At 39.8% G+C, this 16,753-nt stretch carries 20 protein-coding genes; 10 read left to right on the forward strand and 10 right to left on the reverse strand.

Going from position 1 to position 16,753, the window contains the following annotated elements; translation table 11 throughout:
- The first annotated feature begins 532 nt into the window (after positions 1 to 532).
- On the forward strand, positions 533 to 913 hold the full coding sequence (locus tag GN217_RS10265; RefSeq protein ID WP_156856592.1) for a YgzB family protein: 381 nt from the start codon (positions 533 to 535) through the stop codon (positions 911 to 913).
- A gap of 42 nt (positions 914 to 955) precedes the next feature.
- On the opposite strand, the gene perR is transcribed toward GN217_RS10265, so the two are convergent.
- The 3 genes from perR to bcp form a co-directional block, all read right to left on the reverse strand.
- Positions 956 to 1,399 carry a peroxide-responsive transcriptional repressor PerR gene (perR, locus tag GN217_RS10270; protein ID WP_156856593.1) on the reverse strand — a complete coding sequence of 148 codons (444 nt, stop codon included), beginning with the start codon at positions 1,397 to 1,399 and terminating at the stop codon, positions 956 to 958.
- A gap of 167 nt (positions 1,400 to 1,566) precedes the next feature.
- Complete coding sequence (locus GN217_RS10275) at positions 1,567 to 2,514, reverse strand: D-2-hydroxyacid dehydrogenase (protein WP_156856594.1); 948 nt, start codon at positions 2,512 to 2,514, stop codon at positions 1,567 to 1,569.
- A 34-nt stretch (positions 2,515 to 2,548) separates the two neighbouring features.
- Positions 2,549 to 3,022, reverse strand: a complete 474-nt coding sequence (bcp, locus tag GN217_RS10280; RefSeq protein ID WP_156856595.1) for a thioredoxin-dependent thiol peroxidase — start codon at positions 3,020 to 3,022, stop codon at positions 2,549 to 2,551.
- 318 nt (positions 3,023 to 3,340) lie between these two features.
- Here bcp and GN217_RS10285 point away from each other — a divergent pair, with 318 nt between their 5' ends.
- Positions 3,341 to 4,630 carry a glutamate-1-semialdehyde 2,1-aminomutase gene (locus tag GN217_RS10285; protein WP_156856596.1) on the forward strand — a complete coding sequence of 430 codons (1,290 nt, stop codon included), beginning with the start codon at positions 3,341 to 3,343 and terminating at the stop codon, positions 4,628 to 4,630.
- 44 nt (positions 4,631 to 4,674) lie between these two features.
- Here GN217_RS10285 and GN217_RS10290 read toward each other — a convergent pair whose 3' ends face one another.
- The 4 genes from GN217_RS10290 to mutY form a co-directional block, all read right to left on the reverse strand.
- Positions 4,675 to 6,435, reverse strand: a complete 1,761-nt coding sequence (locus GN217_RS10290) for an ABC transporter ATP-binding protein (RefSeq protein WP_156856597.1) — start codon at positions 6,433 to 6,435, stop codon at positions 4,675 to 4,677.
- 127 nt (positions 6,436 to 6,562) lie between these two features.
- Positions 6,563 to 7,090 (reverse strand): nucleoside tri-diphosphate phosphatase, encoded by a 528-nt coding sequence (gene ntdP, locus GN217_RS10295; protein WP_156856598.1) that lies wholly within the window; start codon positions 7,088 to 7,090, stop codon positions 6,563 to 6,565.
- Between the two features lie 123 nt (positions 7,091 to 7,213).
- On the reverse strand, positions 7,214 to 7,381 hold the full coding sequence (locus GN217_RS10300) for a gamma-type small acid-soluble spore protein (RefSeq protein WP_156856599.1): 168 nt from the start codon (positions 7,379 to 7,381) through the stop codon (positions 7,214 to 7,216).
- A gap of 103 nt (positions 7,382 to 7,484) precedes the next feature.
- Complete coding sequence (mutY, locus tag GN217_RS10305) at positions 7,485 to 8,549, reverse strand: A/G-specific adenine glycosylase (RefSeq protein WP_156856600.1); 1,065 nt, start codon at positions 8,547 to 8,549, stop codon at positions 7,485 to 7,487.
- Positions 8,550 to 8,670: 121 nt separating this feature from the next.
- Between mutY and GN217_RS10310 the strand changes: the two genes are divergently transcribed.
- A complete protein-coding gene (locus GN217_RS10310) occupies positions 8,671 to 9,657 on the forward strand; it encodes a metal-dependent hydrolase (protein WP_156856601.1) in 987 nt (328 codons plus the stop codon).
- A 104-nt stretch (positions 9,658 to 9,761) separates the two neighbouring features.
- On the opposite strand, the gene GN217_RS10315 is transcribed toward GN217_RS10310, so the two are convergent.
- Together GN217_RS10315 and recX are read right to left on the reverse strand one after the other, a co-directional pair.
- Positions 9,762 to 10,097 carry a YfhH family protein gene (locus GN217_RS10315; RefSeq protein ID WP_156856602.1) on the reverse strand — a complete coding sequence of 112 codons (336 nt, stop codon included), beginning with the start codon at positions 10,095 to 10,097 and terminating at the stop codon, positions 9,762 to 9,764.
- 80 nt (positions 10,098 to 10,177) lie between these two features.
- Positions 10,178 to 10,993 (reverse strand): recombination regulator RecX, encoded by an 816-nt coding sequence (gene recX / locus GN217_RS10320; protein WP_156856603.1) that lies wholly within the window; start codon positions 10,991 to 10,993, stop codon positions 10,178 to 10,180.
- 514 nt (positions 10,994 to 11,507) lie between these two features.
- Between recX and GN217_RS10325 the strand changes: the two genes are divergently transcribed.
- Positions 11,508 to 12,065: a GNAT family N-acetyltransferase gene (locus tag GN217_RS10325; protein ID WP_156856604.1), complete on the forward strand. Its 558-nt coding sequence runs from the start codon at positions 11,508 to 11,510 to the stop codon at positions 12,063 to 12,065.
- A gap of 118 nt (positions 12,066 to 12,183) precedes the next feature.
- On the opposite strand, the gene GN217_RS10330 is transcribed toward GN217_RS10325, so the two are convergent.
- Positions 12,184 to 12,471: a hypothetical protein gene (locus tag GN217_RS10330; RefSeq protein WP_188856353.1), complete on the reverse strand. Its 288-nt coding sequence runs from the start codon at positions 12,469 to 12,471 to the stop codon at positions 12,184 to 12,186.
- Positions 12,472 to 12,617: 146 nt separating this feature from the next.
- Here GN217_RS10330 and GN217_RS10335 point away from each other — a divergent pair, with 146 nt between their 5' ends.
- The 6 genes from GN217_RS10335 (at position 12,618) to GN217_RS10360 (ending at position 16,616) form a co-directional block, all read left to right on the forward strand.
- Positions 12,618 to 13,031 carry a helix-turn-helix domain-containing protein gene (locus tag GN217_RS10335; RefSeq protein WP_156856606.1) on the forward strand — a complete coding sequence of 138 codons (414 nt, stop codon included), beginning with the start codon at positions 12,618 to 12,620 and terminating at the stop codon, positions 13,029 to 13,031.
- Positions 13,032 to 13,205: 174 nt separating this feature from the next.
- A complete protein-coding gene (locus tag GN217_RS10340) occupies positions 13,206 to 13,607 on the forward strand; it encodes a GntR family transcriptional regulator (RefSeq protein ID WP_156856607.1) in 402 nt (133 codons plus the stop codon).
- The gene (locus GN217_RS10345; RefSeq protein WP_156856608.1) at positions 13,600 to 14,706 is read left to right on the forward strand and encodes a DUF1648 domain-containing protein; all 1,107 of its coding nucleotides are present in this window, start codon (positions 13,600 to 13,602) and stop codon (positions 14,704 to 14,706) included. Before GN217_RS10340 ends, GN217_RS10345 begins: the two co-directional genes overlap by 8 nt.
- Positions 14,707 to 14,722: 16 nt before the next feature.
- Positions 14,723 to 14,929, forward strand: a complete 207-nt coding sequence (locus GN217_RS10350; RefSeq protein ID WP_156856609.1) for a PLD nuclease N-terminal domain-containing protein — start codon at positions 14,723 to 14,725, stop codon at positions 14,927 to 14,929.
- Positions 14,930 to 14,931: 2 nt separating this feature from the next.
- Complete coding sequence (locus GN217_RS10355; protein WP_156856678.1) at positions 14,932 to 15,840, forward strand: ABC transporter ATP-binding protein; 909 nt, start codon at positions 14,932 to 14,934, stop codon at positions 15,838 to 15,840.
- Positions 15,837 to 16,616, forward strand: a complete 780-nt coding sequence (locus GN217_RS10360; RefSeq protein ID WP_156856610.1) for an ABC transporter permease — start codon at positions 15,837 to 15,839, stop codon at positions 16,614 to 16,616. Before GN217_RS10355 ends, GN217_RS10360 begins: the two co-directional genes overlap by 4 nt.
- Positions 16,617 to 16,753 lie beyond the last annotated feature (137 nt).

Genomic DNA, 16,753 nt, shown 5'->3' on the forward strand with positions numbered 1-16,753 from the left:
CAAGATCAAACTCTCCATAAAAGTGTTTGTAATAGATGACACCGTCATCTATTCTTAGCTTCAAAAATTGATTCAAGGGATAAAAAGCTCTCGTTAGATAAATCCAACGTTTCTTCTTACCTCTTTTTTCATACTGGTTGTTTTGTTCAGTTTTCAAAGAGCAAATTTTCTGCCGTTTTCTTAACGGCGACTTATCTAATATAACATGAATGTAATATCCTGTCAACGACTATTTTTTATTTATTGTCGCTAAGTCGTTTGAATCTCTTTCGCTTTTGGCGACGGTTATTAATGTACCATGATATAAATTGGAAGTCAACGAAATAAAGAAAATCTAAATTATCTTTTAATTACGTTCAAAACAAGAAAATAAACGCTTCTATTATATAGTAAAATGACATCATGATTCCATTTCTCATTTTTATTTTACTAGAATCCGAACCTATCACGAATCCCTAACCTTTTAATCCTCAATTTCAAAGAAAATATGCTATACTACAAATGGAATACTAAGGGAGGAATCTGAAAAAACATGTCACAATTAGTCTATTCGAGTAAAATAAATAAAATCCGTTCATTTGCTTTAATCTTGATTTTTGCTGGAATTCTTCTTATGTATGTAGGGTTGATTTTCAAAAGTAGAGAATGGTTGATGGTTATCTTCTTCATATTTGGTCTATTAGCAATCTTCGCGAGCTTAATTGTCTATTTATGGATCGGTACACTCTCGCTCCGAGCCGTCCCGATAATATGTCCCAGTTGTGAGAAACCGACAAAAATGCTCGGACGGGTTGATGCGTGCATGCACTGCAAACAACCGCTCACATTAGATAAAGATTTAGAAGGTATGGAGTTTGACGAGAAATACAATAAACGTAAATATGCCAAACAAAAAAATCAATCAACCGATTAAAAAAGTCACCCGGGGTATCATCCCAGGTGACTTTAGTTTAAATTAATGTTTCTCTGTTGCTACCTTACTGCACTCTTCACAAGTTCCATACAATTCTAGGCGGTGGTGGCTAATGTTAAAGCCCGCTACTTGTTCTGCCAGAGATTCTACTTCATCCAATGATGGGTAATGAAAATCTACAATCTTACCGCAACTGTTACAAATAATATGGTAATGGTCGGTTGTAGTGCAATCAAACCTGCTGGAGGAATCTCCATAGGTTAGTTCACGTACGAGCCCGATTTCTTTCAACACACGTAAATTATTGTAAACTGTTGCAACACTCATATTAGGAAACTTCCCCTCCAGCCCTTTATAAATCTCGTCCGCTGTAGGGTGAGTCATCGAACTTAGAAGGAATTCGAGAACTGCATGACGTTGTGGAGTAATCCGGACGCCTGATTCTTTTAATGTATCAATCGCATCTCGCAGTCTTTTTTCAGACATCACAGCAACCTCGCTTTCAATTAAATATTCAATCTAATAGATAATATAACATACAACTTATATTATTAATTAATAATCTTTATAATCAGTGTACCGTTATTCTCAATTCTAGTCAATATAAGTAGCTTGAGAATAGTGAAAACTTATCAATTATCTGCTAATATTAATTAATAACCGCGAGTTAAATCAATTTTATTGATGTATTCACCCTTATTACTTACATATACGGCAAGGTTCTTATGGAAGATATCCAATGCCCGTTTCACATATTCTGGAGAAAGACCAGAGATGTGTGGGGTGATTGTAATATTCTCTTCTTTCCAGAAGCCATGCTCTTTAGGGAGTGGCTCCTCTTTAAAGACATCAAGAACAGCATGGCCAATTTCTTCGTTGCGTATCGCCCGCAGCAGATCTTCTTCAACCAATACATCTCCTCGGCCCATATTTAAAAACACGGCGGATTCTTTCATTGCTTTAAAATGTTCATAAGTTAAAAGCTGTTTCGTTTCCTCTGTACTCGGTAGAACAGAAACAATTAAATCCGCTTTAGGTAAAATATGCAGTAATTCCGCTGTGTTATATACTTCATCAAAATGCTCAGCTGCTTTCCCGCTCCGGGAAATTCCTATTACATTCATTTGAAATGCTTTCGCCAGTCTTGCAGTTTCGCCACCGATTGCACCCGTTCCAAGGATGAGTAATGTCTTTCCGGTAATTTCTTGAACCCTTACTCCTTTATCCCACTTGGAATGACGCTCATTTTCAATAATGGTTTTCGAATTGCGGTATACTTGAAGAAGCATTGCAATTGCATATTCGGCCATTTGCGTCTTATGGATGCCTCGCGCGTTTGTAAGCAGGATCCCCTTTTCTTTCAAGCGTTCAAACGGAAAGCCATCCACTCCCGCAGATAAGCAAGCGATCCATTTTACGTTAGGTGCTTTTTCAAGCAACTCTTTCGTCACATCATTTCCGTACGTAACATATACTTCTGCCTTCTCCAAGTGCCTCTCCACTTCTGCATCAGTTTCGCCAAAAATAAATTGCTGCTCTGGAAAAGTCTTTATCAATTTTTCTTGATGCTTGTCTGCTACTTTAGCTGAAAATACAATCATGAAATCACTCCTCATCCCTATAGATTATGTTCTATTATGCATGAACTTCATCACGTAAATATTTCAGTGCCTCTTCCACATGCCCTTTCACTCGGACTTTACGGTATTCTTTTAATAACTTTCCTTCTTTATCAATAATAAAAGTAGAGCGTTCAACTCCATAATATTCTCGTCCAAAATTCTTCTTCAACTTCCAAACATCAAAGGCTTTAGCTAATTCATGGTTCTCATCCGCCAATAATTCAAATGGCAAATCATGTTTTTCGATGAATTTCTGATGTCTTTCCACCGGATCTGGACTTACTCCAAGAATCGCTGCATCCAGCTCACTGAATTTCTCATGATTATCTCTAAAATCACAAGCCTGCGTTGTACAGCCTGGCGTCATATCTTTCGGGTAAAAATAAAGAATGACATATTTCCCCCTATAATCACTCAAACTGATTTCCTCTCCGGACTGATTCTGTATAGTGAAATTGTTAACTTCTTTTCCTAATTCAACTGTCATGAAAATTCCTCCATCTCTTTTATCGCGGTGTAACTGGGTATAGCCCCCACATCAAGCTCCAGCAGACATTTCAGTTTCTAAGTGGGAGTTGCAGCAACCAGTAACTGCCCGGTTAATTCGACTAACATTCCGTGAAAGTGAAGTACAGCCCCACAGAATGAAGTTCTACTTTATACCCACTATATCATAGACAGTAACTGGATTCCTTAAAAAATGCTTTAATTCATTATGTACGAAATGATAATATTTGATATAGTAAATAGGCATCTATTCATTATATGTATTACTGTAATAACTCATGAACAAGGAGGCTTAACGATGAATCATCAAACATCAGAAAAATTGCATCAAGAAGCATTAGAACATATTGTCGGAGGAGTGAATTCCCCTTCCCGCTCTTATAAAGCAGTAGGTGGTGGTTCACCTGTCTATATGGATCGTGCTGAAGGTCCTTATTTTTACGATGTCGACGGAAATAAATATATTGATTATTTAGCGGCATATGGTCCAATCATTACGGGACATGCACACCCACATATAACGAAAACGATTCAAGAACAAGCGGCAAAAGGGGTGCTTTACGGAGCACCAACGAGTCTTGAAAATAAATTTGCGAAAATGTTAAAAGAGGCAATTCCTTCCCTTGAAAAAGTCCGTTTTAATAACTCGGGAACAGAAGCAGTAATGACAACTATCCGTGTCGCTCGTGCATATACCGGACGAGATAAAATCATCAAATTCGCTGGGTGCTACCACGGACATTTTGATGCAGTGCTCGTTGAAGCAGGCTCAGGACCTTCCACATTAGGAACACCGGATTCAGCTGGTGTTCCACAAACAACGGCCAATGATGTCATCACTGTTCCTTTCAATGATTTAGCAGGACTAAAAGAAGCATTAGAAAAATGGAAGGATCAAGTAGCTGCAGTTCTTGTGGAACCGATTGTCGGGAACTTCGGAATCGTGACACCACATGACGGGTTCCTTCAAGGCGTAAATGACCTTGCCCACGCGGCAGGTGCACTCGTTATTTATGATGAAGTCATTTCTGCATTCCGCTTCACTTATGGAAGTGCCCAGCAAGTGTACGGTGTCGAACCGGATATGACAGCAATGGGTAAAATCATCGGTGGCGGCTTGCCAATCGGTGCTTATGGCGGGCGGAAAGATATAATGGAACAAGTTGCCCCGCTCGGTCCAGCTTATCAGGCAGGCACGATGTCAGGTAACCCGTTATCCATGGCTGCGGGGATTGCCTGTTTGGAAGTGCTTCAAGAAGAAGGTGTTTACGACAGGTTGGAGAAGCTTGGTGCACAGCTTGAAGCAGGTATTTTAGAAAAAGCAGCGAAACATCAAATTGATATTACAATCAATCGTCTGCGCGGAGCATTAACCGTGTTCTTCGGTACAGAAGAAGTAACAAACTACGCGGAATCCGAGGCAACCGACGGTGAGGCTTTCGCGAAGTTCTTCCAACTGATGCTACATGAAGGAATAAACTTGGCCCCATCGAAATACGAAGCCTGGTTCCTAACGACGGAGCATACAGAGAAAGATATTGATGACACAATCGCAGCTGTTGACCGAGCCTTTGAACAAATGAGATAAAACAAAAACAGGAAGAAATCTTTTAACGGATTTCTTCCTGTTTTTTATATCTTGATACCATTATCTAAATTCTGGATTTCATATAAATCAAAGTAACTTCCTTGTTTCTTCATTAACTCTTCATGTGAACCTTTTTCCACGATTTTCGCGTTTTCGATAACGACGATTGTATCGGCATGGGTAATAGTAGCAAGGCGATGGGCAACGATAAAAGTTGTCCGCTCCGCAGCAAGTTTTTCCATCGTTTCCTGGATCAATGATTCACTCTCCAAGTCAAGAGCTGATGTTGCTTCATCGAATATGAGAATTGGTGGGTTTTTCAAGAATACACGGGCGATTGCGATTCGTTGTTTCTGACCACCGGATAATTTCACTCCTCGTTCACCGACTAATGTATCGTAGCCTTTCGGGAGACTCATAATAAAATCATGAGCATTCGCTGCTTTTGCCGCTTCAATTACCTCTTCATCCGAGGCATACGGATTCCCCATTCGGATATTCATTGCAATCGATTCACTAAATAAAATATTGTCCTGTAAAACCATCCCAATATTATTCCGTAAAGAGCGTGCTTTTACATCCCGAATATCTGTACCGTCTACTCGGATTGCTCCACCGGTCACATCGTAAAAACGCGGAATCAAGCTAATAAGTGTTGATTTCCCGCCACCGCTCATTCCAACAAGGGCAACGGTTTCCCCTTTTTCCACTTTGAGGTTCACATCTTTCAGTACTTGCAATTCATCCTCATCATAATGGAATGAAACATGTTCGAACTCCACCGTACCTTCCACTCGGTCCAATTGCTCGGCGCCCTCTTTATCCGTAATATCATATTTTTCATTCATGAATTCGAATACCCGGTCAATCGAAGCAATTGATTGGACTAGGACAGTGGATGAGTTGACTAAACGGCGTAACGGGCTATACACCCGGTCCATGAACCCGACAAAGGCAACCATCGTACCGACTGTCACATTCCCATTAATCACCTGGTAACCTGCATAAGCAATCACGAGCAGTGGAGCAAGGTCTGTGATTGTGTTCGTGACGGCAAATGTTTTCGCATTCCAGTCTGTATGTTCTAGGGCTTTATTCAGAAAGCCAGAGTTTCGCTTACCAAATTGTTCCTGCTCATAATCCTCCAACGCGAAGCTACGGGTGACAGGTACTCCTTGAATTCGTTCATGGAGATGGCCCTGAACCTCTGCCAATTTCTGTGACCGTTCTCTTGTAAGCTGCCTGAGTCGACTATAAAAATATTTAATTGCAAATCCGAAAAACGGAAAGAGCGCAATAGCGACGAGTGTTAACGGAATATCCATAGCAAACATGATGCCAAGTGCAATAAATATAGTAATTAAATCCAGCCACACGTTCATTAACCCGGTCATCACGAAATTCTTCGTTTGTTCGACATCATTTATTACCCGGGAAATTATTTCACCGGATTTTGTCTTCGAATAATACTTTAAACTGAGCTTTTGAATATGGTCAAAAAGCTTATCACGAATATCGAAAAGAACCGTGTTTCCGACCCACTGGGCGTAATATTGTCTAGCATATTCAATCGGTGGACGGATGATTAAGAATATCAGAAAGGCGATTCCCATTACCCATAAAAGTTGGGTTACTTTCTCATCCGTTGTCAATGTCTCCACATAAATAATATCATCAAGGACATATTTAAGTATCAGTGGCATTAACAAAGGGATTCCGAATTTTAAAATCCCGATTAAAATCGTCAGGAAAATCTTCCACTTATATGGCTTTACAAATTCCATATATTGTCTAATACTACTCATGCAGTCATCTTCCTCTTATACGTGCTATAAATAATAGTTACCCATCTATTGTTAACCTTTTTCCTTTCACTTGTAAAACAAAATGCCTTGCTACAATTTGTAACAAAGCATTTAGATCGATTTCAATCTAACGGTATGTAAGGTATCGTTCATACCAATTATCGACGAAATCCGGTGCGAAGGGACCTTTCTGCTGATGGATCCAATGTTTCAATAATCTTAAGTTTTTTTGTAAGATCCGGTCGATTTCAATCGGATAATTCATCAATTTCCTATGGAGATCATATTCATCTTCATCAAGCAGCTCATACGTCATGTCCGGAAACACTCTCACATCCAAATCATAATCAATATATTTCAGGGCTTTATCTTCATATATGAATGGAGAACTAAGATTGCAATAATAATGTATGCCGTTATTTCGGATCATGCCGATAATATTAAACCAGTGTTCGGAATGGAAATAACAGATTGCCGGTTCCCTTGTCAACCATACTCTACCATCACTTTCCTTCACCTTTGTCCGATCATTTGCCCCGATTATTTCTGACTCCGTACCTTTTAAAACTAGGCTGCTTTCCCATATGCGATGAACCGTCCCATTATGTTTATAGCTTTGTATTTCTATTCTAGAACCAGGCTCCGGAGCAACCACTTGGATCAACCTTCCTTTTACGTTAATTACTCTTTTCTTTTTATATCTTATCTATTATAAAGGGAATGATATAAAATATAAAGGAAAAGAGCCTCCTATAACGGAAGCTCTTTTTTATCCAAGTTATTTTTTGTTTTGTTGAGACTTTTGGTTTTTGCGTTTTACTTCTTGTGCATCAGTCTCAGAAGCAAACTCTGTCCCATATTGACCTTGCTGTGCCATTTGGTTTTGCTGTCTTACTTTTTGTACATTGGTGCCCGCCTTAGAGTTTTTAGGGTTGTTGTTAGCCATCAATATCACCTCCGTAGTTGTTAATTTATCCATTTCTCGCAGGACTATACGGAGGAAAATATTACTTCTGGAAAGCTTGGAGAGGCACTAGGCACCAAAATGTCTAAAAACCGCGGATTCTTAAATGCGATACAGGAAATGGTAGTTTTTTCATTTCGTCTGGGCTCGCCAGACGGAGGCGGTTGTCTGCCACTTCGATCGCATCTGTTTGGGCTTCGTAAATTTCGATATCCCATATTAAATGGCTGAAGACGTGTTTCAAATCGCCGTCCCGTTTCCCAAGCCTAACATCAACACCATATTCTTTTTTAAACCACTTCGGGATATCGATTAGAGCAACTTCGCTGAGCGGAACCATTGGAAATTGGTACATATTCGCAAGCAATCCCGTTTCCGGTCGTTTTTCAATTAAATAATTGCCGTCCGCATTTTTCACCTTTAGTGCTGCATAAAATATTGGCTTTTGTTTTTTCGCCTTCGATTTTACTGGTAATTCGGCTTGAGCACCGACTTCAAAGGCACGGCAATGTTCTAGTACGGGACAGACGAGGCAAGCAGGTGACTTCGGTGTGCAAATTGTTGCACCAAGGTCCATAATCGCCTGATTAAAAGATGATGGATCTTCTTTTGAAATCACTTCCCTAACGACTGTTTCAAAATGTTTTTTCGTTCGCGGACGAGCGATATCATCATTAATTAATAACAAACGGGAAAATACGCGCATGACATTTCCATCCACGGCTGGTTCTGGCTGATTAAATGCAATAGACAGAATTGCTCCTTGAGTGTAGGGGCCGACACCTTTTAAGCTTCCCAACTCCTTCTTTTCATCCGGAATGGTTCCCCCATAATTTTCCACGACTTCCTGTACCGCTGTATGTAAGTTCCTCGCCCGTGAATAATATCCTAACCCTTCCCACTCTTTCAATACTTCTTCTTCTGGGGCTTCTGCGAGTGAGTATACGGTTGGATATTTCTCCATAAAACGTTTAAAATAAGGGATAACAGTATCTACTTTGGTTTGTTGCAGCATGATCTCAGATACCCAAATACGATAAGGGTCCCTCGACTCTCTCCAAGGGAGCATGCGCTTATTTTCATGATACCAAGTTAATAAATCAGATTCGAATGCTTTTATGTTAAAATTTTGTAAAATATCTTCTACCATTGTGCCACCTTCCTTTGGTACAATTGATGTATACGATTAAAAGTAACCTAAAAAATTATTGCTGTTTTTGACTATGAACATTGATTAATAATAATTAAAACGATAGGAAGTGTCCTTAATTATGGATACCGCTACACATATTGTAATGGGCGTCTCACTTGCAGGACTTGCAACATTAGACCCCGTTGTACAGAGCGATCCAATGCTCTTTAACGCTGTACTCGTCGGAACAATTGTCGGGTCCCATGCACCAGACTTTGATACCGTATTTAAAATGAAAGATAACGCCACCTACATCCGGCACCATAGAGGAGCAAGCCATTCGATCCCAGCCGTTATCCTATGGGGGCTACTCGTTTCCGGTGGTATATACTTATTCGTCCCAGAAGTAAGCTTTCTTCATTTATGGCTCTGGACTGCCCTTGCCGTGATCATTCACGTGACAGTTGATCTCTTCAATGCATACGGAACTCAAGCTTTCCGGCCGTTTACGAATAAATGGATTGCAAAAGGCTTCATCAACACGTTCGATCCATATATTTTCACATTGAACGTTGTCGGAATCATCGCCTGGTCACTCGGGGCAAATCCCGCCTATACGTGGATCACGATTTATACGGTCATCATCCTCTACTATATTAAACGATACTTGGATAAACGGGAAATCGTTCATAAAATCAAAGAACATTTTCCTGATACAGTAGAGATTGCAACTTCACCAACATTAAAGCAAAATTATTGGCGGGTCGCAATTACGACGAAAAATCGGTTCTATGTAGGTAAAGTGGAAAATCGTCATATTGAAATTGTAGATGAATTCGAGAAAATATCCTTACCGGAAATTCCACTTATTGAAACAGCGAAGACGGATGAAAATATTGCTGCATTCTTGAACTTCTCCCCCGTTTACCGCTGGGAAATCAATGAGTTCGATGCCTATACCGAAGTAAGACTGATTGACCTTCGCTACCGCTCGAATGATTATTATCCATTTGTCGCTGTAGTGAAAATCAACCCAGACCTTGAAGTTATCAGTTCCTACACAGGTTGGATCTTCTCTGAGCATAAGCTGCAGCGGAAATTATATGCTAGTGACACGCTCGCCTAAATTGATTTATCGTTAGAAAACGAAGGTTGTCACCAAGCTATTAGGTGACAACCTTATGTAGATAATAATACCAAATAAGAACAGCAGGCTATCCTGCTGTTCTTTTATTTATCCACCTTTTTGCCAAGTAGTGAAATCGGCAATGCTTCTATCGCTTCATATCGTTCATCAAGCAAATTAATTCGATATCCCCAAGCAAATATACCGTTTATGTACTCAATCTGAAATCGGAAACCCGGCTCCATCTTCAATTGATAAATTTCTTCTGGTTTGAATTCATCTGGGTTCATCGTGTAGGAAATGGCAACCTGCATTTTCCTTTCATTAATCTGTACTTCGGAAATATTCCCTTGCTGCTCCGCTTTCAGTGCTTTTTCTTTTAATTCCCCAATTTCTTTATATAGTTGCTCCACGGAGTAATCACTATATCGATAATTCATGTCGTTTCCCCCTATCCTTCTTCTAGCTTACCAACTTTTCACCAGGAAGGGAATAATCAAACTCCTCGCGGGAAAATTTGTTATTCCTGTTCGATCTGTTCTTCAATAAACCGCTCAATTAAATCGAAGGGAAATCCTTTCCGGTACAATCCCTCTTTAATCTTGTTTCGGAGCTCATAACCGGAAAACTTCGCTGCATGTCTCCTCACCAATTTCTCCCCTTGGAAAACAAGAGCATCCCATTCTTCATCTGTATCCAATTCACCGAAAAACTCCGAGGCAACATCTTTCACAACATCGCTAGCAAAACCTTTCTGAATCAAGTTCATCTGAAGCTGTTCCATCCGTTTACGAAAAGCATGCTTTGTGGATTGCCGAAGTTTCTTTTCCATAAACTTATACGCCTTATCATATTGCTCCTCATACCCATACATCGGAATGACACTTGCAATAATTGCCGCACTGACACCTTTTTCTTTTAATTCCTGCTCAATCAGCTTTGGACCTTTCGACGAGGTGTTCATTCTGGTGCGGATGAACATTTCGGCAAATTCCCGATCGTTCAGCAGTTTTTCTTTCGTCAGGCGCTCGATGATTTTCTCTATATACTCAGGCTCTAATTCCTTCTTCATTAAATAGTCATAAATTTCTTTTTTTGTCCGCATTCGATAGCTTAAAAAATGAATAGATTGGGTATAGAACTGATGGAGCCTTTCTTTTTGCGTTATTTTCTTGATTGTCTCTTCATCTAGTTCCAATCCCTTACGCAGCCTGAATTCGATTAGTACTGCTTCATCGACACCGAATGCAAAAGCTTCACCATTTCCATCATCAAGGAATATGTTATAACGGCTCGTATTTTTCTGTTGCGTTGTGATTCGGGTAATTTTTTTCAAAATCCTTCACCCCTTCCATCCTATTTTATCATGAAAAGAGAAGGGGCAGTGAATGTTCAGCATCCACCCAAATTTGTTTTTCATTAACCGATCATAAGTTGCTTTCGAAGGCTTGACACAGGGCCTTTGGATACTTTAATCCCGGCAGAAAAATCAGACGAAAAAGAAACAAAATCAGTAAAAAATTTTTAATAATATTTTTTTAAAAAACCCATTCACATTTTGTAAAATCCGTTGTAGAATGAGTTAAGTAAATTGATTACATCATGTAGAAAAGAGATGACGGCTTACAGCATTCCGTACGATTAAGAAATTTAATAGGGAAGGCAAATGGTGCGCCACCGGTATGTTCATACTGGTTCTAGTGGGTTCGATTCCCACCCCGAATTTTTGTTTATCGCAAGTTTTAACGTAATATCGTGGATAAAAATTCGTGGGTAGGATTCAGGAGGACCGCTTGTTTTAGTGGCTGCACCTTGAATAATACCCACCTGGAATAAAGGAGGGTTTTTTTATGCTAAAAATGCGTGAATTACAAGAGGTGCCAGTTCTGTATGAATTGATGACACATCCTGAAGTATTTCCCTACGTTAGACAAAAAGCCGACACATTGGATGAATTTTATTTTGTAACAAGACAGACGATCGAAGCCGAACAAAACCAAGAGTTGATTTCGCGAACGATTCTAGATGAATTCGGGCAGCCGATTGGTACAATCAATTTATTTGATATTGAAGAGAATCACGGATTCCTCGCCACTTGGATTGGGAAGCCTTATTTTGGCAAAGGGTATAACCGTCAGGCAAAGGATATGTTTTTTGACGAGTTATTTTTCACCCAAGGGATAGATGGTATATTCATGAAGGTTCGTAAAACGAATATCCGCTCCTTAAAAGCCGTATTAAAGCTTCCATATATCGCATTAGCTAATGAAACCTATCCTGAAGTGTTCGCGAAAGTCAATCCAGATGAGGAGATTTATGATTTATTCGTTATATCAAAGGAAAGCTATGTCTCCTACAAACAATTCGTACCTGTAGAAACAGCAGCGAGTGGTATAGAGGTTTCATAAAGTGAAACTTCATTCAGTGGGGGATCCTTCCCCCCTAATAAAGGCCGTATATTAAAATAACCAAAGCTGGTTCAGATATATCTGGCAGCTTTGGTGTTTTATTTGCTCCTATACACCGTTACTGAGTTAGATTCTCCTTATCTGTCTTAAACTGCTTCAGTGCTTCTTCCAATGCTCTTTCCTTTGTATGTTCGAAAGCATACACCGTCTGGATACCCGAGCTCTCAAAATCCATTGTCGCCTGCCAAACCTGACACTTCTCCACCCCTTCAAGATAGATGATTGTCGTTTTCTTATCCAACACTTCTATTTCAATTCTCTGATTGTTAAACACACTTCGTAATAGCAAGCTCTTTGTATAACTTGAGATTAATGGATGATATAACACCATGCAACCTAGTGACAAAGTATCACCTCCTTCGTTCTAATCAGGAACATATTATCATATGTTAACTAAATGAACAAGCGTAGTGGAACTTATTGTCTTTTTGCGTGATACCATATGTATTGTCTAAACGATTATATGATTCTAAAAAAAGTAGTGATGCTTAAATGATTGAACAAATCGCTTACAATATAAAATTTTTAAGGGAACAGAAAAAATGGACACAGCAAAGACTTGCTGATCAATTAATGATTTCCCGTTCTACCGTGACAAAATGGGAAAACAACCAGCTGACCCCTGATATACAGAGTTTAATTAAACTTAGCAGTGTATTTAACATTACACTCGATAATCTTGTAGGCAATTATACATACCACGAGGAATTGATGAAGGAATTTAAACGGATTTACCGTTCCAAATCGGTTGAATTTGATGATGAGGCTGTTAAACTTGTGGAATATATGATGAAGTTCCCTGAATTGAAAGAACAAATTTATCGTCTACAGCAATTATCCATTAAAAAGCAAATATCGGTTCAAAAGCTATTAGCAAGCATAATCGATCAATATGAACAAATTTGAAAAGAGAGCAGGAAGACTGCTCTCTTTTTTGTTGTTCAACATTCTCACGTATGGTGCAAAGGGTGCTTATGCCTATTGTTTAAAATTCGTTTTTCTGTTATATTAGTAGTATAACAGACAAACGGGTGGGACAGATGCTCTGACCCCGTGTCCCAGTGAAAGGTGGGTGGGTGTATGTTTTTAGAGCTAGATATGGCTGGGGATAAGCCGATTTATGTTCAGTTGAAGGAGCAGATTATTGAGGGGATTGCGCGGGGGAGTTTGCGGCCTGGGGATGATTTGCCTTCTGTTCGGGCACTTGCTGCTGATATTGGAATTAATTTGCACACGGTGAATAAAGTTTATCAACAGCTGCGGCAAGAAGGATATATCCAGATTCACCGCAGCCGGGGAGTGATGATTCATCCGGACGGCTTTCTTAAGGCTGATAAAACGTACCGCACAAATCTTAAAGCAACGTTACGGCCCCTCATTGCGGAAGCGATCGTCCATGATTTTAGTGCAGAGGAATTTGCCCGTTTATCTCAAGAAGTATATGAACAAATTTTAACGAAAGAAGGTGGAGAAGATGAATGAGTTCCTATTTCCAATCATCGTTTTAACGATTTTTATTCCAGTAGTAGTAACGATTACGTTCATCCCTTATTGGACGCGGAGAACGGAAAGCTTTGGAGTTACGATTCCCCAGAAAATTTATCCTAGCGCTGAGTTAAAGAAAATGAGGAAGCAGTATGCAGGATACACAAGTATATTTGCCCTGCTTCTATTAATTGTTTTATTCGCTTTAGACTGGAACGTATCTGAACAGGTGTTGGGAATCCAGTTAGCCATTACCATTATCTTATATCTACTAGTCAGCTTTCTCATTTATTTGAAATTCCACCTTGAGATGAAAAAGCTGAAAGAAAAAAGAAATTGGAATGAAGGAAAAAGCGAGCGTCTTTTTATTAGCACGAATTTCTACCAGGATAAATTAAGATATTCAAATCTCTGGTTTTTAATCTCGTTTTTCACTACATTTATCGTTATATTTTTCACCTTTAAAAATTATCATATACTTCCTGAACGAATTCCAATGCAATATAATTTCTCTGGTGAAGTAACAACCTGGGCGGACAAATCATATCGCTCTGCACTGCTTTTTCCAGTTCTAATGCTTTATATGACTCTAATCTTTTTATTTGTAAACACAATCATCTCTCGGGCAAAGCAGCAGATAGATAGTGAAAATCCGGAGAAATCATTGAAACAAAATGCAATGTTCCGTAGAAGGTGGTCACTTTTTACCATTATCGGCGGTATTGCCTTAACCTTACTCCTTGCCTTTGCGCAGATCAGCCTATTTTTTAACTTTAGCCCTGAAGTCTTTCTGATGATCACGTTGAGCTTCACAGTCTTGCTCATCGGTGGAGCCATTTACCTTTCGTTTACGACGGGTCAAGGTGGGAGCCGAATAAAGTATGGAACAATGATTAATGATGGGAAAACAATTAATCGCGATGACGATAAATATTGGAAGCTTGGGGTCATCTATTTCAACAGGAATGATCCTGCATTATTTCTTGAAAAAAGATTCGGTGTCGGATGGACGATTAATTTCGCTCGTCCTTTAGCATGGATGACACTTATTCTAATTATCGGGCTTGCGATTCTTATTCCACTATTATTCAGTTAAAATTGGAGGGATAAATATGAATGAATTTGCGATGGAATCTATTAATTTGGGATTGATTTTACCAATATTTTTTATCCAAGGAATCTTAATAGTCGTAGCAGTTTTCGACTGGATCAAACAGGAAGAAAATGTCCGGGGTAACCGTTGGGTATGGCTTGTTATCATCCTAGTCCTCACGATGATTGGACCGATTCTATACTTTATCTTTGGAAGGAGAAAATAATGATGAGCATCCTTTCCGTAACAGGCTTACGTAAAGAGTACAAAAATATGACTGCTGTACGTGGTGTGGACTTCTCTCTTCCTGAAGGGAAGTGTATTGCACTAATTGGACCGAATGGCGCCGGGAAAACGACAATCTTACGGATCCTTGCTGGACTGCTGAAACAGACGGATGGTGCTGTTACTTTTTCCGGTAAAGAAACAAATGCGGATATTCGTAAATTTATCGGCTACTTGCCACAGTATCCTGTTTTCCCTAGTTGGATGACCGCACGTGAATTTCTGCTTTTCAGTGGAGAAATCGCTGGCCTGACAAAAGAAGAAGCAGCGAGACGTGCAGAAGATTTAGCAGAACAAGTTGGGATTACAAATGCACTTGACAAACGGATTAGCGATTTTTCCGGAGGGATGAAGCAGCGTCTCGGAATTGCCCAAGCGATTATCCACTCTCCACAACTCCTGCTGCTTGATGAACCAGTTTCATCCCTTGATCCAATCGGCCGGCGCGACGTATTAACCTTACTCGAACGGTTGAAAAAAGAAATGACGATTCTTTTCTCAACCCATATCCTAAATGATGCCGAAGAAGTTTGTGATGAGCTTCTTTTGCTTCATGATGGAGAAATCAATGAGGCGGGTTCAATGGAAGCGTTACGGGAAAAATATCAAACGTCTGTCATTGAAGTTGAATTTCAAGAAAATCCTCAAAGATATTTAGAGAAGCTAAAACAACTTCCGGGTATAACTGACTGTACGCTCGAACGGCAAATTATAAAAATTCCAGTAGCTGATATTGCTCAAGCTCGGAAAGAGATTTTCCAAGCTGCAGCAGAAGAGAATTGGCCAATTATCGGTTTTAATTTAAATCGTGCTTCTCTTGAAGACCTATTTATGAAGGCGGTGAAGAAATGAGACAGTGGCAAACGCTTGTTAAGAAAGAACTGCTTGGTAACTTTCGGGATAGGAAATGGATTTGGGTACCCATCGTTCTCATTCTCCTTGCCGTCATGGATCCTGTATCAAACTATTATTTACCGCAAATTCTCGATGCAGTCGGTGGACTCCCCGACGGAGCGATTTTCGAGATGCCTCAAGTCACCGGGATTGACGCCATCATGATGAGTATAAGTCAGCTCAGCAGTTTAGGAATATTAATTTTCGTTCTTATTTCCATGGGCACGATTGCTGGTGAAAGAAAATCCGGAATTGCGGAACTGATTCTTGTAAAGCCCGTATCCTATACGGCTTATATTATGAGTAAATGGACAGCTCTGCTCGCACTCGTACTCGTATCCTATATCGTAAGCATGCTGTTCGCCTGGTATTATATCGGGATGCTCTATGAGTTCATACCAATCGGGGATTTTTTGCTCCTTCTTTTCTTTTACGGACTCTGGTTCGTCCTCGTTGTAACACTATCGATTTTTTATAATACGGTATTCAGATCACCTGGACTTGTCGCGTTCAGTACCATTGCAACAATTATAGTTTTGAGCGTTGTAACAAGCATGTTCGGACAAAAATTGAATTACAGCCCGAGCAATCTTTCAAACCACGCCTTGCACTATTTGCAAACCGGCGACATCTCAGGAGCGCTCATCGGCTCAGCAGTAACAACGATTAGCATCTGCGCTCTCCTGCTTGTCTGGAGTATTTATATCTTCCAGACAAAAGAACACGCATCCTAAACCGCGTCTATCATAATTGAAGTTAAATGTTAGAGTAGGAAGAAACCAGGTTTTTATTTTCCTAAACAGGCAGATTATTCGCCTTGGTGGGAAAGTAAATGGAGTTTGTTTGCCCAATTAAGCTGCTTACTCTATGC

The organism is Oceanobacillus sp. AG, assembly GCF_009746545.1.
GTDB lineage: Bacteria > Bacillota > Bacilli > Bacillales > Amphibacillaceae > Oceanobacillus > Oceanobacillus indicireducens.

Bases quoted from the DNA above. Each gene is read 5' to 3' on its own strand.
- GN217_RS10265 (WP_156856592.1), top strand. From the start codon at position 533: ATGTCACAATTAGTCTATTCGAGTAAAATAAATAAAATCCGTTCATTT.
- perR (WP_156856593.1), bottom strand. From the start codon at position 1,399: ATGTCTGAAAAAAGACTGCGAGATGCGATTGATACATTAAAAGAATCA.
- GN217_RS10275 (WP_156856594.1), bottom strand. From the start codon at position 2,514: ATGATTGTATTTTCAGCTAAAGTAGCAGACAAGCATCAAGAAAAATTG.
- bcp (WP_156856595.1), bottom strand. From the start codon at position 3,022: ATGACAGTTGAATTAGGAAAAGAAGTTAACAATTTCACTATACAGAAT.
- GN217_RS10285 (WP_156856596.1), top strand. From the start codon at position 3,341: ATGAATCATCAAACATCAGAAAAATTGCATCAAGAAGCATTAGAACAT.
- GN217_RS10290 (WP_156856597.1), bottom strand. From the start codon at position 6,435: ATGAGTAGTATTAGACAATATATGGAATTTGTAAAGCCATATAAGTGG.
- GN217_RS10300 (WP_156856599.1), bottom strand. From the start codon at position 7,381: ATGGCTAACAACAACCCTAAAAACTCTAAGGCGGGCACCAATGTACAA.
- mutY (WP_156856600.1), bottom strand. From the start codon at position 8,549: ATGGTAGAAGATATTTTACAAAATTTTAACATAAAAGCATTCGAATCT.
- GN217_RS10310 (WP_156856601.1), top strand. From the start codon at position 8,671: ATGGATACCGCTACACATATTGTAATGGGCGTCTCACTTGCAGGACTT.
- GN217_RS10315 (WP_156856602.1), bottom strand. From the start codon at position 10,097: ATGAATTATCGATATAGTGATTACTCCGTGGAGCAACTATATAAAGAA.
- GN217_RS10325 (WP_156856604.1), top strand. From the start codon at position 11,508: ATGCTAAAAATGCGTGAATTACAAGAGGTGCCAGTTCTGTATGAATTG.
- GN217_RS10335 (WP_156856606.1), top strand. From the start codon at position 12,618: ATGATTGAACAAATCGCTTACAATATAAAATTTTTAAGGGAACAGAAA.
- GN217_RS10340 (WP_156856607.1), top strand. From the start codon at position 13,206: ATGTTTTTAGAGCTAGATATGGCTGGGGATAAGCCGATTTATGTTCAG.
- GN217_RS10345 (WP_156856608.1), top strand. From the start codon at position 13,600: ATGAATGAGTTCCTATTTCCAATCATCGTTTTAACGATTTTTATTCCA.
- GN217_RS10350 (WP_156856609.1), top strand. From the start codon at position 14,723: ATGAATGAATTTGCGATGGAATCTATTAATTTGGGATTGATTTTACCA.
- GN217_RS10355 (WP_156856678.1), top strand. From the start codon at position 14,932: ATGAGCATCCTTTCCGTAACAGGCTTACGTAAAGAGTACAAAAATATG.
- GN217_RS10360 (WP_156856610.1), top strand. From the start codon at position 15,837: ATGAGACAGTGGCAAACGCTTGTTAAGAAAGAACTGCTTGGTAACTTT.